General features: G+C 37.1%; 24 protein-coding genes. 12 read left to right on the top strand and 12 right to left on the bottom strand.

Annotation, left to right across the window (positions count from 1 at the left end; translation table 11 throughout):
* Nucleotides 1-24: 24 nt before the first annotated feature.
* Nucleotides 25-498, top strand: a complete 474-nt coding sequence (locus HX129_RS15000; protein WP_180047011.1) for a hypothetical protein — start codon at nt 25-27, stop codon at nt 496-498.
* A gap of 165 nt (nt 499-663) precedes the next feature.
* Here the strand turns inward: HX129_RS15000 and HX129_RS14995 are convergent, their stop codons facing one another.
* Together HX129_RS14995 and HX129_RS14990 are read right to left on the bottom strand one after the other, a co-directional pair.
* A complete protein-coding gene (locus tag HX129_RS14995) occupies nt 664-1,824 on the bottom strand; it encodes a glutathionylspermidine synthase family protein (RefSeq protein WP_286435058.1) in 1,161 nt (386 codons plus the stop codon).
* 54 nt (nt 1,825-1,878) lie between these two features.
* A complete protein-coding gene (locus HX129_RS14990) occupies nt 1,879-2,247 on the bottom strand; it encodes a hypothetical protein (RefSeq protein WP_286435057.1) in 369 nt (122 codons plus the stop codon).
* A 142-nt stretch (nt 2,248-2,389) separates the two neighbouring features.
* Here HX129_RS14990 and HX129_RS14985 point away from each other — a divergent pair, with 142 nt between their 5' ends.
* Nucleotides 2,390-2,992 (top strand): nucleotidyltransferase family protein, encoded by a 603-nt coding sequence (locus HX129_RS14985; RefSeq protein ID WP_286435056.1) that lies wholly within the window; start codon nt 2,390-2,392, stop codon nt 2,990-2,992.
* Nucleotides 2,993-3,036: 44 nt separating this feature from the next.
* Here HX129_RS14985 and HX129_RS14980 read toward each other — a convergent pair whose 3' ends face one another.
* Nucleotides 3,037-3,999, bottom strand: coding sequence for a TerC family protein (locus HX129_RS14980; protein ID WP_286435055.1), 963 nt, complete (start codon nt 3,997-3,999; stop codon nt 3,037-3,039).
* Nucleotides 4,000-4,350: 351 nt separating this feature from the next.
* The gene (locus tag HX129_RS14975; protein WP_286435054.1) at nt 4,351-5,550 is read right to left on the bottom strand and encodes a sugar transporter; all 1,200 of its coding nucleotides are present in this window, start codon (nt 5,548-5,550) and stop codon (nt 4,351-4,353) included.
* A gap of 320 nt (nt 5,551-5,870) precedes the next feature.
* Here HX129_RS14975 and HX129_RS14970 point away from each other — a divergent pair, with 320 nt between their 5' ends.
* From HX129_RS14970 to HX129_RS14960, 3 genes are all read left to right on the top strand, one after another.
* The gene (locus HX129_RS14970; RefSeq protein WP_286435053.1) at nt 5,871-6,161 is read left to right on the top strand and encodes a GNAT family N-acetyltransferase; all 291 of its coding nucleotides are present in this window, start codon (nt 5,871-5,873) and stop codon (nt 6,159-6,161) included.
* 78 nt (nt 6,162-6,239) lie between these two features.
* Entirely contained in the window at nt 6,240-6,524 is a 285-nt protein-coding gene (locus HX129_RS14965) for a GNAT family N-acetyltransferase (protein ID WP_174494052.1), read from the top strand.
* 538 nt (nt 6,525-7,062) lie between these two features.
* Entirely contained in the window at nt 7,063-7,533 is a 471-nt protein-coding gene (locus HX129_RS14960) for a BLUF domain-containing protein (protein WP_286435052.1), read from the top strand.
* Nucleotides 7,534-7,608: 75 nt separating this feature from the next.
* On the opposite strand, the gene mpl is transcribed toward HX129_RS14960, so the two are convergent.
* Together mpl and HX129_RS14950 are read right to left on the bottom strand one after the other, a co-directional pair.
* Nucleotides 7,609-8,976 (bottom strand): UDP-N-acetylmuramate:L-alanyl-gamma-D-glutamyl-meso-diaminopimelate ligase, encoded by a 1,368-nt coding sequence (gene mpl, locus HX129_RS14955; RefSeq protein WP_130075145.1) that lies wholly within the window; start codon nt 8,974-8,976, stop codon nt 7,609-7,611.
* Between the two features lie 150 nt (nt 8,977-9,126).
* Nucleotides 9,127-9,876 (bottom strand): hypothetical protein, encoded by a 750-nt coding sequence (locus HX129_RS14950; protein ID WP_286435051.1) that lies wholly within the window; start codon nt 9,874-9,876, stop codon nt 9,127-9,129.
* 94 nt (nt 9,877-9,970) lie between these two features.
* Between HX129_RS14950 and HX129_RS14945 the strand changes: the two genes are divergently transcribed.
* The 4 genes from HX129_RS14945 (at nt 9,971) to HX129_RS14930 (ending at nt 14,043) form a co-directional block, all read left to right on the top strand.
* Complete coding sequence (locus tag HX129_RS14945; RefSeq protein ID WP_180047021.1) at nt 9,971-10,312, top strand: DMT family protein; 342 nt, start codon at nt 9,971-9,973, stop codon at nt 10,310-10,312.
* 175 nt (nt 10,313-10,487) lie between these two features.
* Nucleotides 10,488-11,003 carry a 5-(carboxyamino)imidazole ribonucleotide mutase gene (gene purE / locus HX129_RS14940; RefSeq protein WP_130075148.1) on the top strand — a complete coding sequence of 172 codons (516 nt, stop codon included), beginning with the start codon at nt 10,488-10,490 and terminating at the stop codon, nt 11,001-11,003.
* A gap of 27 nt (nt 11,004-11,030) precedes the next feature.
* Nucleotides 11,031-12,152, top strand: a complete 1,122-nt coding sequence (locus HX129_RS14935) for a 5-(carboxyamino)imidazole ribonucleotide synthase (RefSeq protein ID WP_130075149.1) — start codon at nt 11,031-11,033, stop codon at nt 12,150-12,152.
* A 595-nt stretch (nt 12,153-12,747) separates the two neighbouring features.
* On the top strand, nt 12,748-14,043 hold the full coding sequence (locus HX129_RS14930; protein ID WP_286435050.1) for a lytic murein transglycosylase: 1,296 nt from the start codon (nt 12,748-12,750) through the stop codon (nt 14,041-14,043).
* Nucleotides 14,044-14,120: 77 nt separating this feature from the next.
* On the opposite strand, the gene HX129_RS14925 is transcribed toward HX129_RS14930, so the two are convergent.
* The 5 genes from HX129_RS14925 to grpE form a co-directional block, all read right to left on the bottom strand.
* Nucleotides 14,121-14,498, bottom strand: a complete 378-nt coding sequence (locus HX129_RS14925) for a hypothetical protein (RefSeq protein ID WP_130075151.1) — start codon at nt 14,496-14,498, stop codon at nt 14,121-14,123.
* A 102-nt stretch (nt 14,499-14,600) separates the two neighbouring features.
* Nucleotides 14,601-15,515 (bottom strand): matrixin family metalloprotease, encoded by a 915-nt coding sequence (locus HX129_RS14920; RefSeq protein WP_286435049.1) that lies wholly within the window; start codon nt 15,513-15,515, stop codon nt 14,601-14,603.
* A 96-nt stretch (nt 15,516-15,611) separates the two neighbouring features.
* Nucleotides 15,612-16,031 (bottom strand): hypothetical protein, encoded by a 420-nt coding sequence (locus HX129_RS14915; protein WP_286435048.1) that lies wholly within the window; start codon nt 16,029-16,031, stop codon nt 15,612-15,614.
* Between the two features lie 101 nt (nt 16,032-16,132).
* A complete protein-coding gene (gene dnaK, locus HX129_RS14910; protein WP_130075154.1) occupies nt 16,133-18,076 on the bottom strand; it encodes a molecular chaperone DnaK in 1,944 nt (647 codons plus the stop codon).
* Between the two features lie 158 nt (nt 18,077-18,234).
* The gene (grpE, locus tag HX129_RS14905) at nt 18,235-18,771 is read right to left on the bottom strand and encodes a nucleotide exchange factor GrpE (protein ID WP_130075161.1); all 537 of its coding nucleotides are present in this window, start codon (nt 18,769-18,771) and stop codon (nt 18,235-18,237) included.
* Nucleotides 18,772-19,523: 752 nt separating this feature from the next.
* Between grpE and HX129_RS14900 the strand changes: the two genes are divergently transcribed.
* Nucleotides 19,524-19,784 carry a hypothetical protein gene (locus HX129_RS14900; protein WP_180047031.1) on the top strand — a complete coding sequence of 87 codons (261 nt, stop codon included), beginning with the start codon at nt 19,524-19,526 and terminating at the stop codon, nt 19,782-19,784.
* A 164-nt stretch (nt 19,785-19,948) separates the two neighbouring features.
* Here the strand turns inward: HX129_RS14900 and HX129_RS14895 are convergent, their stop codons facing one another.
* A complete protein-coding gene (locus tag HX129_RS14895; RefSeq protein ID WP_286435046.1) occupies nt 19,949-20,413 on the bottom strand; it encodes a hypothetical protein in 465 nt (154 codons plus the stop codon).
* Nucleotides 20,414-20,618: 205 nt separating this feature from the next.
* On the opposite strand from HX129_RS14895, the gene HX129_RS14890 reads away from it, so the two are divergent.
* Together HX129_RS14890 and HX129_RS14885 are read left to right on the top strand one after the other, a co-directional pair.
* The gene (locus HX129_RS14890) at nt 20,619-21,689 is read left to right on the top strand and encodes an alpha/beta hydrolase (RefSeq protein WP_130075157.1); all 1,071 of its coding nucleotides are present in this window, start codon (nt 20,619-20,621) and stop codon (nt 21,687-21,689) included.
* Between the two features lie 178 nt (nt 21,690-21,867).
* A complete protein-coding gene (locus HX129_RS14885) occupies nt 21,868-22,431 on the top strand; it encodes a peptidylprolyl isomerase (RefSeq protein ID WP_174494041.1) in 564 nt (187 codons plus the stop codon).
* Nucleotides 22,432-22,770: the final 339 nt, after the last annotated feature.

Below are 22,770 nucleotides of genomic sequence, written 5' to 3'. Positions count from 1 at the left end.
AACGAATAAGAGATAACAATATTTATGTATTTTTGGAATACCAAAGCCTTAGCGCATGAACTTTCAGAAGACACTTTAGAGAAACGCCATTATAAAAATTATTATTTGATCGCCGCATTGGTCGTCAGTGCTGTGTATTACTATGGTATGTATTCACCTTATTACGATATACGTGTGATTGGGGTGGAAGCAATTTTAACTTTAATCATTATGTTTATTGGTATTCAGCGCAGCTATGTTGCCAATGGCGGTGATCATGGTGTGCATTTTATGAATCGGATCACGGCATTATCATTTCCAATTTTGTTGCAAACCACAGTCGCAGGTATTGTATTTGGCTTGGTATTACTGGGGATTTATCAGTTTTTCCAACTAGAAAATACTGCTTTTGATCTGTGGTATGAATGGTGTGTCTCTGCTTTTACCATTTTTTTACAGATTTTATTTTTTACCCGTTTGAATAAATACATGAAACGAGTAGCCGAGCATACGATTTAATCTCATCGAGTGTCTATGTTGTTGAAAAGCCGATATTGATAAGATCGGCTTTTTTATTTTCGGGTCAATAAATTTGTTGAATTTTATCTGATCTGATTTTGAGTGATTAATTTTGAAATCATCTTTTCTCTGCGTAGATCAATGTACATTTTAAGTACATCGTGTTTATTCCACAAAATAATGTGCTGCAAAATGTGCATCATTGCCAATAATGTCAAACTCGTCCTCACGGATCGACATGCCTGCACAGGTGTGTCCCACGATCCATAAACCTAAGGTGGGCAGTTTGCCATCAAATAACGGCGTATCTACCCATTTTTGGGCGATGTAGCCATATTTATCATAATCATCGAAATAGAAACTACCCGATGCAGCACCTTGGTCGAGATTGTCCTGTACTACACGAATATTGGCACCTTCACGTGCCAAAATAGGTTTTTTGACCCATTTGCCATGCAGCTGCATATCAGATTTAAATGCATGTGATTCGAGTAATAACGGATGATGCGGAAACTTCTTCCAAAGCTCGACCAACAGTGCTTTATTGGACAACAGCATTTTCCAACACGGCTCAACCCAATGCGTTTCAGGTTTTAAGTACTGAGAAAAATTTTCTTCCCAAATCCATTCCCAAGGATACAGCTTAAACAAATTTTGAATTTCTTGATCATTCAAATCGACAAAGTTGTTGCCATCCCAACCGATATTTTCCATCGATAGCTCAGACACTTTATGCCCTGCTTGAAAGGCTGTATCCATTAAATATTCCAGATTGCCCCAGTCTTCACGTCCTGCTTCTTGGCATGCTGCGAAATGGATATGTGCGCCACGTGGAAAAATTGTTTTCCAGCGTTTAATCAGGTCTTCATGAATACTATTAAATTGATCACGGTTTGCAATATTTTCAACTTGTTCAATCCAATGCCACTGTGCAACTGATGCTTCAAGTAAACCTGTAGGGGTATCGGCATTGTATTCAAGCATCTTGATTTGTTGACCATCATAGGCAAAGTCAAAACGTCCATAAAGCATGGGTGCATGGTGATGCCATGAATGTTCAATGAGCGGAATAGCTGTGTGTGGTATTTGAAAATAATCAGGATAATTACCCTGCTGAATCATCTCCCCTGCCACGTGTAAGCACATTTGATGCAGTTCATTCGAGGCATCTTCAAGCTGTTCGATTTGCTTTAAGCTAAACTCATATGCTACCCCTTCAGACCAATAAATCGAGCCATCCGCAGAAGGTAAATTATAATAATCAAAGCCAATATTTTCGTGTTCTTGCTGCCAGTTTGGACGGGCTTGGAACAGTTTTCTTTTCATAATGTCATCAATAACTTTTAAATGAATTGTTACAGCAAACTCAGGATGTGGGTTTTAACCACCAAATGATCCGCCACTACGTCCAAAACCACCACGCACAGGCGAGGATTTACTATTTGATTTAGCGACTTGGGAAATATAAGGTTGCCCAACACTGAGATTGGTTGTGGGTTGGATTTTACGCCCTGCAAAATTCACTTTACGATTGCCCTGATAATATTGCGGGCCTATATAACGTATCCCGCCATAATAGCCACTATGGGATGAACTCGTGGTTTGTTCTTCTTCACAGAGTTCTGTATCCCAATCGTATGCACAATCATATTGGCTGTTATAAACATCTTGAACAAGTGGTTTATCATGACTACTACACGCAGTCATCAAAAGTGGCACAATGACTAAACTGATTTTTTTTGAACGCATGGTCTGCCTTGCATTTTCAGTATTTTTATCTATTTGCTTTCTAACAGAATAAAAATTAAAACAAATTTTATGCGCTGTATAATATGGGCATGTGCTGAAATTGTACAGTGACTATTTTTCCAAAAAAGCATGTTGAAAACGCATGAAAAACCTACAACTATTTGATTTTACAAAACATAATTTTGATCAAGCCCTGACAGAAATAATTTTTCGTGAACAAGCGTTGTGGCAAAGATTGGTTTATTTAAGACACATTGCACCCAATGCATATTTGAGTGCGGGTGTGATTCGCAACCTTGTATGGTCAGTTTTACATGGTCAAACCTATGATGTGATACACAGCGAAATTGACGTCATTTTCTTTGATGAGCATGAAGATCATCAAAGAATAACCCATGAAATTACGAGACAATTAATCCAAAATTTCCCTGAAAATGAGTGGGATGTTGTGAATCAAGCCACTGTGCATACATGGTATAGCACGGAAAATGGTCAGTCGATTTTGCCTTATGCTTCGTTACATGAGGCTTTGTCCGTTTGGCCTGAAACAGCCACTGCAATGGCAATACGTTTATTAGAAAATGATGATTTAGAGATCATTGCACCCTTCGGATTGTGTGATTTATTTACATTAAAGTTACGTTGGAATGATCGGTTGGTCAGCCATGATGTGTTTATGCAACGTGTGATGTCTAAACGGTTTTTGCAGCGATGGGAAAAGTTAGAGATTGTGTCCCGACATTGATTTTAAAAAAGCCTTTCATTGAGAAAGGCTTTTTTAAACGGAACTTAAGAGTTTAGTGTTTGTTTCTTATTATATAGAATCGATAACCATGCAGTGATCGCTAACACAATCACAATAAAGCCTAACGAAATCCAAATTGGCATATGGAACACATCGAGCATTAACATTTTAAAGCCGATGAAAACGAGAATAATCCCAAGACCATATGGCAAATAATGCATTTTTGCTGCTGCACCTGAAAGCAGGAAAAACATTGCACGTAGACCTAAAATCGCCATGAGGTTTGCGGTTAATACAATAAAGGGGTCGGTTGTGACAGCAAAGATTGCAGGAATAGAGTCGACCGCAAAGATAACATCAGATGCTTCCACTAAAATCAAGACCAAGAATAATGGCGTTGCCCATAACACGCCATTTTGACGGACAAAGAATTTTCCACCTTCCAAATTCGGCGTAATTCGCATGTGTTTACGCAACCATTTCAGAATCGCCATATCTTCAATATTGCTGTCTTCTTCATCTTGACCTTTCAATAATTTAAAGCCTGTATAGACCAAAAATGCGCCGAAAATATATAAAATCCACGAAAATTCTTGAACGAACCATGCACCAATAAAGATAAAAATGGTTCTTAATACGATTGCACCGAGTACGCCGTAAAGTAATAATTTACGTTGTAAAGCGGGCGGAATAGCAAAAGCTGCGAAGATCATCATCCAGACGAAAACGTTGTCAATTGCGAGGGATTTTTCGAGTAAATAACCTGCAAAATATTCCATGGTTTTGGTATTGGCGATGGTCGCACCTGCGGTTTGTTGTAGATACAACCACAAACCACCACCAAATAAAGTTGCAACCGTGGCCCAAGCAATACTCCAATACGCTGCGGTTTTAACTTTTACTTCTTGCCCTTCTTTTTGTTTAAAGCCTAGAAAGTCGATGAGAAGCATGACTGCAACAATTGCAAAAAATGCAAAATACAGCCAAAGATTACCGATTGATTCCATAAAAACTCCATTTCTGGCAATCAATCAGGCATAAAAAAAGACCATGACCAGTTGCCAGACGATTAAACATCTGTATCAACATGATCAAAGTCTTGCCTACATTATCTGTGACAGATAATGCTCAGATACCGGCTTTTTTATTTGTGTAAATAAAAAATGCGTAATGACGATATTCTGACATCTGGTCTCTATATAAAATTTATAATCCTATAGAGATCATTTGGAGAGGCTACTCCCCTTGTTCAATGAATTTGGAATAAGTATCAAACGTGGATACTTAATGTGATTAATATTGCATAATTTTTAAACTGACGCAATTTCTTTTTACACATTTCCTCAGAATAATTGCAGTTAAAAATCTTTACGAGTCACTAAAATGCAGGCCAATATTGTGCCGAGCAGTGCTAAGACGCCTCCGACTAAGCCAATGTGATTTAAACCATAATGTGCTGTAACGAACCCACCCAGTAAAGCACCACCGCCGATGCCGACATTATAAAGTCCTGAATAGATTGCCATTGCGACATCTGTAGCATCCGAAGCTAAATTTAGGGCTTTGGCTTGTTGTGCAAGGCTAAAACAAATAATCGCCATTCCCCAGAATAAATTCACCACACTAAAATAAATAAAGTCAGTTGCAAGTGGAATCAGCAATAGCATTGAAATTGCGAGTACAGCACTACTCAATGGGATCGGGAGTTTTGGATATTTTTTAGCAAATTTTCCAAATAAATAAGAGCCTAAAAAGCCAGCAGCCCCATAGATCAGCAATAAGGTTGTCGTTTGTGATGAACTGAAATGTGCAATATTTAGGGCAAAAGGCTCAATATAACTATATGCGGTAAATTGAGCGGTAATCACAATAATGGTGAGTGCAAATACCATCATTAAGGCTGGACGTTGATAGAATACTTTTAAACTGCTTAATGAGCCTGAATTGACACTCGGAAGCTTGGGTAAAGTTTTGGCTAAAATTAAACAAACAATCGCAGCCCCAATGGCGATCAATGCAAAAGTATTACGCCATCCGTATGTTTCACCAATGATGCGCCCAAATGGAATACCTAAGACCATGGCCAAAGCTGTGCCTGTAGCAAGTAAGCCCAAGGCTTGAAACGCTTTGCCCTGAGGGGCAACACGCACAGCAAGAGAAGCTGTAATTGACCAAAATAAAGCATGGGCAAAAGCAATCCCGATGCGACTGAGCAATAAAACTTCAAAATTCCATGCAAAATAAGACAAGGTATGACTGAGAATAAAAACGCAGAATAATGCGATCAGTAGAAATCTACGTTCAAAATTTTTAGTCAATAACATGATGGGGAGGGAAATCGGTGCAACCACCCATGCATAAATGGTAATCATGATGCCCACATCGGTGGCAGGCATAGCAAAGCTTTGACCAATATCACTGAGCAAAGCAACAGGAATAAATTCTGTGGTATTAAAAATAAATGCAGCAAAAGCAAGGCTAATGACACTGATCCATTGCTGTGTTTGATTTGGTGTGGATGCTGATCTTGGGTTTTGGGGAGTAGTAGAGGCTGACATCGTCAATCGTTTAAATAATGCGAGCTAAATTTTAGGCTGATTTGGCGGGCTTGTTAAGTGAAATAAAGTTTAGAAATATGTAGAAAGAAGATCATTAGTTGGTCGTGATCATTTTTTCATAGTGCCCTTCTTTGATCTGTGAGTAGAATGCGATAAACCTGAGTCTAACAGCATTTTACGCTATATTTTAAGTTGAAGATTTTGTGATTATTGACTTTAAGTGCTGTGCTGATGATTTTAAATTTATAAAAAAACTTAACAGAAAATATTGAATATTTATGGCATGTTGAAAAATACTGATTTTATCAAGAGGTAGAAAAATGTTAGAAATCAAGCATAAAAATGATGCTAAAAAAGGCGAATTTTATATTGGCGAGGAAGGTCATCGCTTGGCTGAAATGACCTATACATGGGCAGGTGAGGATAAATTGATTATTGACCATACCACAGTTGAAGATGAATTGCGTGGTGAAGGTGTAGGACGTAAATTGTTAAATAATTTAGTTGAATTTGCACGTGAACAAAACATAGCAGTGATACCGCTTTGTCCTTTTGCAAAGTCAGTCTTTGATAAAGATGAATCTATTCGTGATGTGTTATTTTCATCGTAAGGATCTTGTTTAATCAAATTTTCTTTTTGCATGAACTTTGTTAAATTTATATTGATAAATTATTGATGAGATAAAAATATGCAATTCCAACATATTGATGATGCAAATCAAGGTGAATTTTTTTTAGAAAATGAGCAAGGTCAACGCATCGCTGAGATCAGTTATGTGTGGAGTGGTGAAGATAAGATCATCGCTAATCATACTTGGGTAGATGACTCTCTACGTGGGCAAGGTATGGCACGTCAGTTATTGGATACTTTGGTTGATTTTGCACGTAAAAAGCAGTTAAAAATTGTGCCGACTTGCTCCTATGTGGATGTTATGTTTAGACGTGATAAAAGCTTTGCTGATGTGATGCTATAAAAGAAATGTATTGCAGGAATATAAGCCTCAATGGGGATGAAGCTTATATTTACTTTGGACAGAATGATTGAGATTAAATTGAAAAATCGTGAGTGCTAAACCATAACAACTCATAAATACAGCCCACATCAGATAACCATGTAAAGCAATAAAGAGTATGGATAGGCAAAAAACTAGTATTAATTTAAATATCCAAGTGTTAAGTAGATAATGGCTACATATACCTAAAATAAATGACATGATGGCAATATTGATAAACTCGTTCAACCCAAGTTTATGTAAGAATAGTACAAGACCAATGTAAAAAATTTGTAGGATCGTGAGCAATAATAAATTTTTAATCATTTTATTCTCGAATAAAAAAACTTAACAATTAGGTTCACTCAGGGAAAAATCGGTTTACTTCTCCTATTTCTTATTATCGCTTAGTGGTCAGAGAAAATTGAGTGATCAGAACAGATGAATTTTGTGAGAAAAAAATTACAAATGATTAAAAAATGAGCAATAATAAAATTAACCATGATAAAGAAGAAAAGTTATGATTCGCTTATGCTATGCCAGTGTTCGAGTAGAAAGTGACAATGATTTGCTGCTTGATTTAAGTGATATTTTATCCAGAGCGCGAGGATTTAATGCCCAACAAGGTATTGTCGGGGTACTGTATTATGCTGAGGGTTCATTTTTTCAATGTCTCGAAGGTGAAAGAGAGCAAGTTCTAGCATTATTTGAGTCGATCCAACGCGATAGTCGACATACTGATATTCATCTATTTCACATTTGCTCTATTACTGAATTGAGTTTTAAACAATGGTCGATGAAATATGTAAATCCTAATACTAAAATTTCAAATTACTTTAAAAATATTGGCTTAAGCCATTTTAAGCCTAATTTATTAACAGTCGAACAGATGGATGGCTTTCTCAAAATTTTATTACAGACTGCAAATGTAGAAAAACCTACAAAACATCATATTGGTTATCAAAATCGAGGTTATCAAAATTATTTTTAAGCGCCATGTTTTCAGCACATAAAGAAACCCGCTTTTGCGGGTTTTTCTAAATTAAATTAATGGTTTTATAACAGCTTATTTAGCTTTTAATGCCGTAATCAATTTTTGATGTAAACCACCAAAACCACCGTTAGACATAATCACCACGGCATCGCCCTCACCTGCTTCAGCAACTATAGTGTTGATGATGTCATCCAAAGTACGAGCAACCACAGCTTTATTGGGTGCAGCATCAATCACAGGTTGTAAATCCCAGTCTAGACCTTCAGGTTGATACCAAATGACTTCATCAGCTAAACGTGCAGAATGCGCCAAACCATCTTTGTGCGAACCCATACGCATGGTATTTGAACGTGGTTCAATGATTGCCCAAAGTTTACGTTCACCTAAGCGCTTACGTGCACCTTCAAGTGTGGTATCAATCGCCGTTGGGTGGTGTGCAAAGTCATCATAAACTTCGATACCATTCACTGTATCAAGCAGTTCCATACGGCGTTTTACACCGCCAAAGTTAGATAAGGCTTCACATGCAGTTTCAATTGAAACACCAACATGTTCAGCAGCTGCAATCGTCGCTAAAGCATTGGCGACACTATGTTGCCCTGTCATGTTCCATTTCACTTCACCTTTGACAACGCCGTGTTGTAAGACTTTGAAATGTGAACCATCCGCAGACAATTGTTCTGCATAGACTTCAGCAGAGTCATTTGCATCTAAAGAAGTACGAACCACAGGTGTCCAACAGCCCATTTCCAAGACTTCATCAATATTACTTTCAGTGATCGGCGCAATGATACGACCTTCACTTGGAATAGTACGAACTAAGTGATGGAATTGTTTTTGAATTGCGGCTAAGTCATCAAAAATATCCGCATGGTCAAATTCAAGGTTATTTAAAATGGCTGTTTTGGGATGGTAATGCACGAACTTAGAACGTTTATCGAAGAATGCAGAATCGTATTCATCGGCTTCTACACAGAAGTATTTTCCACCGCCTAAACGTGCGCTTTCACTAAAACCTAAAGGAACACCACCAATTAAAAAGCCTGGATTTAAACCTGCCTGATCAAGTACCCAAGCCAACATGGTTGTGGTTGTGGTTTTACCATGTGTGCCTGCAACACCCAGTACGTGCTTGCCTTGTAATACGTGATCTGCAAGGAATTGTGGACCTGAAATATACGGTAGACCTTCGTTGAGCATATATTCCACCGCATCAATACCGCGCTTCATGGCATTGCCCACAATCACAAGGTCAGGATGGGGTTGTAAATGACTGCGGTCATAGCCTTGCATCAAGGTGATGCCTGCATTTTCAAGTTGGGTTGACATGGGTGGATAGACGTTTGCGTCTGAACCTGTCACCTTATGTCCCAAGTCACGTGCTAACAGTGCCAATGAACCCATAAAAGTGCCACAAATACCCAAAATATGCAGATGCATTCGTTCTTACTCCACTGCTTTTATAGACACATCACTTTGTTGTTGTGGTGTTGTCATTATAAATTTAACTTAAAAGGTTGATTCGATTTGAAAGCAACGATAGCAAGGGTTTAAGGGAAAAGATAGTTTTTCTTGTTGTGTTTTAATGATCTATTCTCCCTCATCCCAACCCAGAAAGTACCCGATTGAATTTGGTCGCCAAAAAACAATATTTGCACTGAGTGCTGTCAAGTGTTCTTTATATCCTACAATGCCTGTCAGTTCTAATTCATCAGTGGTATTTAATGGGTGGATAAAGTTTAGAATCAATTCGGCAGTATGAAAAAGGCGAAAAAAATCTCCTTGAATAAGAATAGTTTTGCGATCTTTTTCCCAATTTATTTTATGAGATTCAATTTCCTCTAAACCTGTCGTTTGAATAAATTCTAATTTTTGTTTAGTTTGATATAAGGCATCTAGATATGAATAAATTTCGCTAAATGAATATTCTATTTTTTCTATATTTATATCAAATTGATAAAATGCTATAGGTTTAATAACGATTTGATCAATAAAAGAATTTTTATGATTTAAATGAAGCGTAATGGTTTGTTGTTTAAACAACGCAAGATATAAGTAAAATGCAAATAACATGTAGTTGTATGGCGATGCTGCTACATCTAGTGCATCTATTTTTCTCCAGTCAACATACATTTGCTCTTTAGAGCGGATGGCAAATTCATCCAGTTCGAATGAATTGGAGGTATTTTGAAAGTGATCATGATGAAAGTAAATTGATTGTGCATATTCAGTATTTCCTTCAATTAAACTTTTCTTGAATAAGGCTTGAATTTCTGAATATTGAGGAGTTTCGTGTGAAAAATCTAATTGAGAATTTATAAGATCAAGATCTATACCCATACGTCTATTTCCAATAAAAATTTATAAATAATAGCTTTCTTTTTTGTTGATATTTTTGTGTAATTTAGCATCATTATACTGTGTTTAAAATAACATGCTGCTTCCCTTTTTACTCCTCATCCTTGCCAACTGTTTTATGACGCTTGCATGGTACGGGCATTTAAAATTTTTACCGCACGATGCACCGCTTTGGCAGGCGATTTTATTCAGTTGGGTGATTGCCCTGTTTGAATATAGTCTAATGATTCCTGCGACTAAACTTTTAGCACAACAAGGTTGGCCTATTGGGCAAATGAAAATAACACAGGAAGTTGTGACTCTACTAGTTTTTGTTCCTTTTATGATTTTCCTATTTAAACAACCCTTTAAACTTGATTATGTATGGGCAGGTTTATGCTTATTGGGCTGTGTATATTTTGTGTTTAGAAGTCAATAAACCAAAGTATTTAAATAATTTTCATATTCTCCAAAAAAATAATGAAAATATCGCCCTACTACGTCCGTTAAATTTTCTTGAGATGAAAAATCAGTCTATAATATGGGGCTCTTATTAAAGCTTGGCTCTCTCGTCGAGATTTATCTCTACTTTTTTAATCTCTGGAAAATTTGCAATGAATGCGGCCGCAGCACAAGACGCTCAACCTCTAGTTGGAATTATCATGGGTTCTCAGTCAGATTGGGCAACCTTAGAAAACACTGCCAATATGCTTAAACAGCTTGGTGTTCCTTTTGAAGCGGAAGTTGTTTCTGCACACCGTACACCAGATCGTTTGTTTGAATATGCTGAAACTGCACGTGAACGGGGTATTCAAGTGATTATTGCAGGTGCAGGTGGCGCAGCACATTTACCGGGCATGTGTGCGGCAAAAACTGATCTTCCTGTATTGGGCGTACCCGTAAAATCTTCGATCTTAAATGGTGTGGATTCATTACTTTCAATTGTACAAATGCCTGCGGGAATTGCGGTAGGTACATTGGCAATTGGTCCTGCAGGTGCAACCAATGCAGCCATTATGGCAGCACAAATTTTAGGTTTAACACGTCCTGAAATCGCAAAAAATGTTGCAGAATTCCGTGCTGCGCAAACTGAAAAAGTGGCGAGCAAAAATATTCCAGGTCAAATCTAAAGCCAAGCTGAACATAGGACATAGATTATGAATAAAACCATTGGGATTTTTGGTGGCGGTCAATTGGGTCGTATGATGGCGCAAGCTGCCTTACCGCTCAATATTCAATGTACTTTCTTTGAAGCCAATACAGACTGTCCTTCTGCAGCATTAGGTCCAGTATTTTCAACCAAGGCTGCAAATGGTCTACAAGACTTCATTGCCAGTGCAGATGTATTTAGTCTTGAGTTTGAAAATACGCCGTTGATTGATGTTGATGTATTGACCAAGCAAAAAGATTTACACCCACCGCGTCAAGCTTTAGCGATTGCACAACATCGCTTATCTGAAAAAGCTTTATTTGATGAGCTTGCGATTCCTGTTGCACCCTATAAAGCAGTAACTTCATTGGAAAGCTTGCAATCGGCAGTGGCAGAACTTGGCTTACCCATCGTGCTGAAAACCTCTCGTGGTGGTTATGATGGTAAAGGTCAGTTCGTCTTGCGCTCAGCAGATCAAATTGATCAAGCATGGGCAGAATTAGGTCCAGCAGGTGAACTCATTGCAGAAAGTTTTGTGACTTTCTCTCGTGAAGTTTCAATTATTGCCGTACGTGGTATAGATGGTGATGTGAAAACTTGGCCTTTGGCTGAAAATCATCATCACAATGGTATTTTGTCACATTCGATTGTACCTGCACCGAATAGCACAGATTTACAACCTGTGGCACAAGACTACATCACTCGCCTGCTTAATCATTTGAACTATGTTGGTGTACTCACACTTGAGTTGTTTGTGACTGAAAAAGGCTTATATGCCAATGAGATGGCACCACGTGTGCATAACTCAGGACATTGGTCGATTGAAGGCGCTGTATGCTCTCAGTTTGAAAATCACATTCGTGCAGTGGCAGGTTTACCGCTTGGTTCAACTGAAGTGGTTCGTCCAACGGTGATGATCAATATCATTGGACAATATCCAAAATCTGAAGAAGTTTTAGCGTTAAATGGTGCTCATTTACACCTTTACAATAAAACAGAGCGTGAAGGTCGTAAGATTGGTCATATTACATTAATGCCAAATGACAGCGCTGAATTGACGAATTTATGCCGTCAATTGGCGAAAATTTTACCAAATCCTTTGGCACTTAGCGAAGATATGAGCATTTAAATCTAAATTTGCATGTAAAAAAAGCGATCAAACCTTTGGTCGCTTTTTTATTTTTTTTATTTCAGTATGATGTCGACCTTTCATTTTCATCATCTCGGCATCGAGCATGTATGAACATTAATCTCCTCTAATTATGCTAATTCATGATTTAAATTCAAACTTTTATTTTTGAATTTAAATTGAGCCTATTGCAATATTTGAATTCAAATTTTGAGAAATGAATTCAAAACTTTTGAATTTAAAAAGGTAAAGTTTAAATTCAATCTAAATTGCTTTTTAAATTTAAAAATCCCCTTTTGAATTTAAATAAAAAATGAATAAAATTAAATGCTTTAGATCTTATTTTTGCAAGATTTAAAATCGAAAGGTTTGTGGATAACTTTTGATAATAGTTTGAATTTAAAACTTTGAGATAGTTTTAAATTCAAACATTAAAGAATGTTTAGCCTGTGGATAGTTTTTTAAATTCAAAAAATGAATTATGAATTTAAAAAGTAGAAAATGAATTTAAAATTTACGTTTTGTTTCTGTCATTTTATCCACAGAATGGTATGTTAATTACATAATTTTAATGAACAAAGATTTTGTGGATTATATGCGTAGCTTATCTTTTTTATGTGGTACTGCTCTTTTCGCCATGACACAGGCAAATGCTGAATTGGTGATTAATGGTCAAACATCATCCGTTAGTGCAACTTCTGTGATTGCCAATACAACTTCAGATTATTCCCCCCAACGTGATTTTCAAGGTTGTTTAGCCAATTTACGTTCACGTGCGATTGCTTCAGGCGTGAGTGGTTCAACCTATGACCGTTATACGCAGAATTTAACACCTGATTATTCAGTGATTGCGAAGTTGAATTATCAACCTGAATTTTCTACCCCGATTTGGGATTATCTTTCGGGTTTGGTGGATGAGGAACGTGTAGAAAAAGGTCGTCAAATGTTAGCGCAACACCGCGATATTCTAAATCGTGTGGCTGCGGCATATGGTGTGCCTGCTGAAACGGTTGTTGCTGTATGGGGTGTAGAAAGTAATTTTGGTGATATTTCGGGTAAATATCCGTTATTACAAGCTTTGGGCACTTTGAGTTGTGAGGGGCGTCGTCAAGATTATTTCCGAGGTGAATTTTTTGCCACTATGCGTATTTTACAGCGCGGTGATCTACGTGAAGAACAATTAAAAGGCTCGTGGGCAGGGGCATTTGGTCATACTCAATTTATGCCATCTACTTATGAAGAATTAGCTGTTGATTTTGATGGAGATGGTCGTCGTGACTTGGTTTCAAGTACTGCTGATGCCTTAGCATCTACTGCAAATTTCTTGAAAAAACGTGGTTGGCAAACAGGTATGCCATGGGGCTTTGAAGTCAGAATTCCCGATGGTGCTTCGGTTGGTGGTGAAAGTCGACGTAATAAAAAGTCGTTAAGTTCTTGGCAAAGTCGTGGTTTTACCCGTGTAGATGGTACACCGATTATTCAAGGTAATTTATCAGGTGCGTCATCAGCAGGTTTGATGATGCCTGCAGGTGCGAATGGTCCGGCATTTTTAGTATTTAAAAACTTTGATGCGATTTATGGTTATAACGCAGCAGAAAGTTATGCTTTGGCGATTGCTCATTTATCTGATCGTTTACAAGGTAAGGGAGCTTTCCAAACAGCTTGGCCAACAGATGATGCGGGAACATCTCGTGCGGAACGTCGTGAAATTCAAAATTATTTGTTGAAAAAAGGCTATGATATTGGTGATGCAGATGGTTTGATTGGCGATAAAACCCGTCAAGCCATTCAACAAGAACAAAATAAATTGGGTTTAAAGCCAACAGGTCGTGCAGGGCAGCAGATTTTAAAAGCATTTCGTAATGAGGCGGCAAAAAGTATGATGCAGTAAAATGTATTGATCATTTAAATTTTAAAAAAGGTCTGCAATGGCAGACCTTTTTATATGATGTAGTGAGGTATAAAGATTTATTCAATATCTATTTGATCAATTTTCACAGCTTCTAATAAATCTAAAATCACAGCCGTAACATCTTGCGTATGATCACGATCATTGAAAATTTCATAAGCGGTGATGGTTACATCTGTATCGCTTGGTAATTGTTTTTGTTCTTCTTCAATTAAATGTTGGATCGGGAGCAAAGTTTGTTTAATTTCAATATGTAAAATATCAGCGAATTCGATATTTTCATCTTCGAGTTCGATTTGTTGTTCATTGAAATAAGGCAATAAAATAGCATGGAGATAAGGCTGAAGTTCAGTAATATCAAAAATTTCAATATCACGTGTTTGTTCAATCGTGCTGATATGATCATTTACTTCAAGAATAATATGATAATAACTCACAGGAATCTCCTTTAAATATCTATGATCACCATAGCATGATTTTCAGAAAATAAAATTAATACTTATTTATAATATGGGTTTTAAATAAGCATAAAGTCATGTTTAGCGTGAGTTTAGCATGGCTAAATCTGCAGCGGTTAATCTAAAGTTTTGCAAATCTTGTTCTTTCATTATGGGATACATCAGTGCTTTTGGGTCGGTATTATGTAAAAGTCCGAGTGCATGACCAAGTTCATGTGCAATCGTTACACGCAGATCTGCATCAGATTGAAATTCATAAATATTAATACTTTCACCATTAAACACACCTTTATCAAATTGGCGCGGTTGAAAACGAGCATTAAATTGATCGACTGAATGATTGAATTGTTGGGTATTTGAGTTTAAGGCATCCACGAGTTGGTTGAGTTGATTTACTTTTTGATTATGTAGTGCCAGTTTTTGACTGAGATTGATACGTTCAGTATCTAGTTGATTTTTTAATTGTTCTAATTGTGCTTGCGTTGATGGATGCAAGGATTGATTTGATTGATTAATACTTTGCACAAACTGATTATATTGGGAAACTTTGCTTTCATAATTCACTTTATAGATGTTTATTTCACGATTAGACTGATCTAATTCGGCACGTAATTTTTCAATATTTGATCTTTCATTATTTTGATATTGTTGCGTATTTTCTAAAATATTTAATTCTTGTTGGCGGGCTGTGGACTCTGCTTGGCGTTCGTCATAAATTAAATTAATGGCTAATTTGGCGTGAGGGTCATAAACAAATAGGCCTTTCATAGTACCTTGATGCCAAATATCTGCACCTTGTTGTGCTAAAAGTGCTAAATGTTCACGACTCATATGAAAACGTGGGTCAATTTCACCAATGCGATAACGTAAGCGAGTATCTAGCGGGTGAGAAATGCGGTCAATCGTAGAATTGTGGTTTAGGTGCGGGTGTAAATAACGCTGTATAGAAAAATAAGCAGTAAAAATAATCGTGAAAACAATCAACCAAAAGCGCATTTTTTATATTTGAAAGTTGCAATATTGCTAATTTAACTTAAATTCAAAAATGCGCAAGTGAACTTTAAGTGTGCGCTATGCTGAAATCTTAAGAAATTAATTTTTTTCTTCAAATAAAGGCTGATACAATGCTGGAATTGCTAAGATTGTCAGCAAAATGCCTGTAGCTACAAAAGCCAAGTCATTGAAAATAGCGGCAAAACTGCTCATATAAATCCAATGCATATAAGGCAAAAAGTAGATGAGAAAGGCTGGGAAAAATGTATATAAATAAGCTTTTCGAGCCCAATTTTTTCGTAAAAATAAGCCAATGCTAATGATGGAAATTAGAATCGTTGCGCCTGTGATGATAAAGAGTTCAAGGCTTTGTGGTTCGATATATAAGGTTTTGTCGAGTAATGCAAGTTCAGGTTGTGGACTGAGTATATCGACCAATGCTGCAATGATTGGCAGAATGAATTGGGCTGCAATCAAGCTATAAAATATAGGTAAAGAAATAGCAGGGGATTTTTGCATTCTTGTCATTCTCATTTTATAAACGTGATCAATATAGAGTAAATTGAAGTATAAAAAAAACCGCTCAATTTCTTGAGCGGTTTTTTATTTAAAGCGACAAATTATTTTTTGTCATCTTTCACTTCAGTGAACTCAGCATCAACTACGCCATCGTCCGCTTTTTGCTGTTGTTGACCAGCATCACCGCCAAATTGGTTCGGGTCGAAACCTTGAGCTCCACCTTGACCTTGAGCCGCTTCATACGCACGTTGCGTAATTGGCATAATGATGTTTTGTAAAGCTTCAGTTTTTGCTTTGATCGCATCAACATCATTTTCTTTTGCAACAACTTCAAGCTCAGACACAGCAGCATCGATTGCAGATTTTTCATCAGCAGTCACTTGCTCGCCCAAATCTTTTACTGCTTTTTGAGCAGAAGATACAAGTGCATCAGCTTCGTTACGTGCTTTTGCTAACTCTTCAAATTTACGGTCTTCTTCAGCATTTGCTTCAGCATCTTTGATCATCGCTTCAATTTCAGCATCGCTCAAACCTGAGTTTGCTTTAATTTGAATTGATTGCTCTTTACCTGTGCTCTTATCTTTCGCAGATACTTTTAAGATACCATCAGCGTTGATGTCGAACGATACTTCAATTTGTGGCACACCACGTGGAGCAGGGGGAATGTCACCTAATTGGAAGTTACCCAACAACTTGTTTTGTTGAGCCATTTTACGTTCACCTTGGTAAACTGAAATATCTACAGCTGGTTGGTTGTCCGCAGCAGTTGAGAACACTTGAGATTTCTTCGCAGGAATCGTTGTGTTTTTCTCAATGATTGGTGTTAATACACCACCCATTGTTTCAATACCAAGTGTCAACGGTGTTACGTCAAGTAAAAGTACGTCAGTTTTGTCACCTGAAAGTACGGCACCTTGGATCGCAGCACCAATCGCCACTGCTTCATCTGGGTTCACGTCTTTACGTGGCTCTTTACCGAAGAACTCTTGTACTTTTTGTTGTACAAGTGGCATACGTGACTGACCACCCACCAAGATTACGTCAGAGATGTCAGAAGTCGAAAGACCTGCATCTTTAAGCGCAACTTTACATGGCTCAATGGTACGAGCAACCAAGTCAGCAACCAAACCTTCAAGTTTTGCACGTGTAACATTGATCACTAAGTGTTTAGGACCAGTTGCATCAGCTGTGATGTATGGAAGGTTAATTTCAGTTGAGTTCGATGAAGAAAGCTCAATTTTTGCTTTTTCAGCTGCTTCTTTTAAACGTTGAAGTGCAAGCGGATCTTGTTTTAAGTTGAAGTTTTGTTCTTTTTTGAACTCTTCAACTAAATAGTCGATCAATGCATTATCAAAGTCTTCACCACCAAGGAATGTATCACCATTTGTAGACAATACTTCGATTTGTTGGTCGCCATCTAAGTCAGCAATTTCAATGATAGATACGTCGAATGTACCACCACCTAGGTCATATACAGCAACTTTACGGTCACCTTCTTTTTTGTCCATACCGAACGCAAGTGCCGCAGCAGTTGGTTCGTTGATGATACGTTTAACATCTAAACCTGCAATTTTACCTGCATCTTTTGTTGCTTGACGTTGCGCATCATTGAAGTATGCAGGAACAGTAATCACTGCTTCTGTTACTGTTTCACCTAAATAGTCTTCAGCAGTTTTTTTCATTTTTTTCAAAATTTCTGCTGAAACTTGTTGTGGTGCAAGTTTTTTGTCGTTTACTTCAACCCAAGCATCGCCATTGTCCGCTTTCACGATTTTAAATGGTGCAATGCCGATGTCTTTTTGTACTGCTTGGTCTTGATATTTACGACCGATCAAACGTTTGATTGCATACAATGTATTTTTAGGGTTAGTCACTGCTTGACGTTTAGCAGATTGACCCACTAAAGTTTCGCCATCTTTATAAGCAACGATAGAAGGAGTTGTACGTGCGCCTTCAGCGTTTTCGATAACTTTAACTTTGTCACCCTCAAGTACTGCAACACATGAGTTTGTTGTACCTAAGTCAATACCAATAATTTTAGCCATTCATTTATTCCTCTAAATTCTTTTGAATCCTTTCGTTTTCCCTTTTATTTATTAGGGAATACAAAAGGCATTTTCTTGTAATCCGATATGAGAGCCATTCAAAATTTTTCAAGTTATTTTTTAGAAAATATTTTAAAAAACTCTCAAATATTTTGACCTTATTGACCGACCATAACCATTGCAGGGCGGAGCAAGCGACCATTTAGGGTGTAGCCCTTTTGTAAAACGTTGCCAATTTCATTGGCTTTAGCATTTGGATCAATACCTACTGCTTGATGTAAGTCTGCGTTAAAGCCATTTGCTGTATCTGCTTCTACAACACCAAATTTCTCCAATGTAGTAAGTAATGATTTCAGGGTAAGTTTCACGCCTTCAAGTACTGCATTGTCTTCACCTGCGGCTTGGATCGCGCGCTCAAGGTTATCAACAGAATCCAATAACTCTTTAGCAAATTTTTCGAGTACCGTGTCTTTATGTTTTTCAGACTCTCGTTGAATACGCTCTACACTTTTTTGTGCTTCATACACAGCATTGGCAGTACGTGCTTTTTCAAGTTTTAAATCACCTTCAAGCTGTGCAATTTTTTCTTGTAAATCTTCAACTGAAACTTCAGCTTGCTCGGTTTCAGCTTGAGTTTGCTGTTCTGCTTGCTCTTGTTGAAGATCTTGAGCGTCTTGGTTTTGCTCAGTCGCCATAGATTTACTCCGTTTAAATGGGTTCTTAAACATGTACAGTCCTTTTTGGCATCAGGGTTCACTGTGTTTAAGCTGAACTGCCATGAGTGTTTAATTTGTTAATAATCAAAATGTGTGGGCATCGCCAAAAAATTCAAGTTATTGCGGTGATTATTTACTGTTATTTCGTATATTTCTAAGATTTACTTACAATTTGATATTTTTTGTAGGGAATTTACAGAGAAATTCGCAAAAATTTACCCCTCATCAGCATTTTGTTGGTACAAATCATTTTGTTTGCTGCTTAATATTTATACATAAAACCAATAATGTGATTAAAATAAAATCTTTCTTATTTTGGATTGAAAGCGCTATTCTTTTCGCTGTAGTTAATCCTGTGTAATTTAGAAATACTTTTTCAATGCGTATCCAACCCTCTTGGATACGCTTTTTTTTGGCTAAAACATCGATTTTACAATGTAAGGTAAATAGAGCTTTATATTGCGATATTTAACTGATGTTGTGCGGATATCTGTTAAATTTAAAGCAAAATTTTATCTATTTTTACTCTAAAAACAGTAGATTATTTAGACTAATTTTAATGAAAATAGACCGATTTAAACATTAATAAAATATCTACAACATTTTACCTGATGTGCTTAAAAGTCTAACTAAGAACACACGCAATGCAAATAAATATCAGGAATCATAGGCAACACAAAGAATTTGAATCTTTGTGTTGTTTATAGAGTCTAGAAAGGAAGTATTTTTAAATGAAAAAGTTAGGTTTAATTTCACTTGTATTGGCAGGCGTATCTTTGGCTGCCGTTGGATGTACTTCAACAGAATCGAGCAGTGCACCAGAAACCGCAGCAACACAACAAGCACCAGTAGATAGCTCTGCACAAGCTGCAAGCGTGGAGACATCATCACAAACAGGTGTTGCGGTGCAATCTGACCCAACATTACAACAAGCTGCACCTGTGCAAGTGAATCCAGAAGCCGATGTGGTTGAGCAGCCTGCTGCACAATAACCGTTAAATTTAGGTGAAATAGATAGACAGTAGTTAGGATGCCTTACTGTCTATTTTTTAATGACTTATTTTTTTAAAGTATTGAGGTTTAAAGATATTCAAGCTTGAATCAAAAAAACCTGCGTGAATACAGGTTTTGATTGATTTATGATGTATAGAAGTGATTAGTCACGATCATGCTCTCTGCGCTGATCACGTTTTTTATCATCTCGACGTTGGTTTTGTTGTTCCCATTTTCGTTTATTGTTTTCAAAGTTTGGTTTCTGCTGCTGACGCTGCTCCCAAGTCTGTCTTTGGATTTGTTGTAAGCGTTGCTGTTCACGTTCTCTACGTTGACGATCTAAATGTTGTTGTTTTTCGCGTCGTTGCCAGTCACGTTGATGTTGTCGATCACGGTCAACTTGTTGTTGGCGACGTTGTTGTTCTAAGCGAGCTTGCTGTAAACGATAAGCGCGTTCTCTTTCCCAACGGTCACGATCATGATCGCGGTCATAGCGGCGGTCGCGATCATAACCGCCATAATTTCCACCGTAATAACCACCTTGACGATAAGAGCCATCATCAGGAAAAGCCACACAACCGACAGTCAATACAGCAGTTGTTATTGATACAATAATTGTTTTCATCATCTTGACTGCCTCCAAAATAAATTAACCGAATAGCATAAAAAAACTGATTTAAAGCAAAAATGCTAATGACAAGCACTATGTAGTCAGATTAGCGTATCTGAGTTTTATATTTGTATATGGATTGCGAGACTTATATACAAATATAGTCAGCTAAAGGCTGATCGTGTAGAAAATATGAAGAATCAAGTAAACAGAAGGACGAGCTATGGTCGCTTTGAACAATAACATCCAAGAATTAATAGAAAAGGCACAAGGTCCTGCGGCGCGTTCTTTGGATCGTTTACCTAAGTTTGTGCAAGAATCATTAACAAAATTATTGGGCTATCCCTATCAGTACCCACAATTAGACAGTTTCACTAAATGTATGATGGCTGCCCAATTAAAACAGGGCAAGGCTGGATTTATTGGTGCAAATGTTGAATCTTCACGTAAACAATTTGAAATGCAAATGCAATCGATTGTGAACAGACCTACATCTGTGCAATTTGTTGAAGACATTCGTCTACCTTTGCAAAGTGGCAGTATCTATGCACGCCATTACCATCCTGCACCAAGCAAAAAACTACCTATCGTGGTGTTTTATCATGGTGGTGGTTTCGTGGTGGGAAGTGTGGACACGCATGATGAAGTCTGTCGACTCATTGCCACACATGCCAAAGTACAAGTACTGAGTATTGAATATCCACTTGCACCAGAGGTTGGACCTTATGATTTAATTCAATCCTGTGAAGATGCGTTGGCTTGGGTCTATCAGAACCGTCGTCAATTCAAAATATTTAAAAATCGTATAGCGATTGCAGGCGATAGTGCAGGTGGAAATATTTGTGCAGTCCTGTCACAACGAACAGTAAATAAAGCTTATGCACCTGAAGCACAGTTTTTGATTTATCCAGCGGTCGATTTTAAGAGCCGTCATCCATCATTCTTTGCCTATAAGGATGGTTTGGTTTTAACTAGCTCAGATATTGACTATGTGACTGAATACTATGCGACAAAATACAATGTACCACTTGATGCAACCATAATTTCACCAACCTATGGCACATTTAAGAAATTACCACCCGCTTTCATTGTTACAGCAGGGCATGATGTATTGCATGACGAAGGTAAAATTTACGCTTATAAGCTACGTCAAAACAATGTCAAAGTTCATTACCATGATTACGAAGATCAAACGCATGGTTTTATCAACTTGACTCCAATTTCACGAAAAGCAAAAAGAAACGTGATTGAAATGAGTAGAGAGTTCAGAAAATTTTGGGACAAAAATAAATAATCATGAGATCTAGAGAAATACTTTTGTTTTATGTGAAATGAAAGTATTTCTAAAACCCGAGTTCAGCTTTACATTCAGCTTCTTTAAATCCAATGGTAAATAAAAGCATCATTGATAAAGACTGCATGCTAGTTCATCGTAGTCTATAAGAACTGAAATTTAAGCCAAGGAATAAAGCATGAAAAAACTGAGTCTATCGTTGTTACTTTTAGTGGCTTCGAGTTCAATATTTGCCAACACACATATGCAAATTAAAACCAATCAGGGTGATATAGAAATTGAACTATATGACCAGCAAGCACCCATCTCAGTAAAAAACTTCAAAAACTATGTAAATAGTCAATTTTATAATGGCACTATTTTTCATCGCGTGATTCCGGGGTTTATGATCCAAGGCGGTGGTTTCGATAGCAATATGCAAGAAAAACCAACGCAAGCAGCAATTAAAAATGAAGCAAGCAATGGTTTGAAAAATTCACGTGGTAGTTTGGCAATGGCAAGAACCAATGATCCAAATTCAGCCACCAGTCAATTTTTTATTAATGTCGCAAATAATGACTTTTTGAATAAAGCTTCAGGAAATCCTGGTTATGCTGTATTTGGTAAAGTGATTCAAGGCATGAATATTGTTGACAAGATTGTCAATGTGCCTACACAAAATTTAGGACCATACCAAAACGTACCTGTACAAGCTGTGAAAATTATCAGTATTCAAACGAAAATAAATACTGCGAAAAAATAATAAAAAATAAAGCAGAAATATTATATTCATATTTCTGCTTTATAATTAAAAACTTATACTTGAAATTGAGTAAATATGCATCATATTGGTGCGTAAAAAAAAGACACTCAATAAAACAAATGCTTAAAAGTACTTGCAAGCATTTTAAAATTCCCTATACTGTGCTCATCCCGACGCGATACAGCAAACAAACTTAGCTTACAGGGTTAAGTTGTTGAGTTTTTATTGCGTCTTATTTATCACTGACGAGGTGGTAAATAATTCATTAAGAGAATATGAAGAACAACTTGTGTGGATTTTTACTGGTTGATTGATCGAAATTATTTTCATTGATTGATG

It is taken from the genome of Acinetobacter sp. 251-1 (genome assembly GCF_030329305.1).
Lineage (GTDB): Bacteria > Pseudomonadota > Gammaproteobacteria > Pseudomonadales > Moraxellaceae > Acinetobacter > Acinetobacter piscicola_A.
The sequence above is the reverse complement of the archived record's forward strand: the minus strand, read 5'-3'. Positions and strand labels throughout refer to the sequence as shown.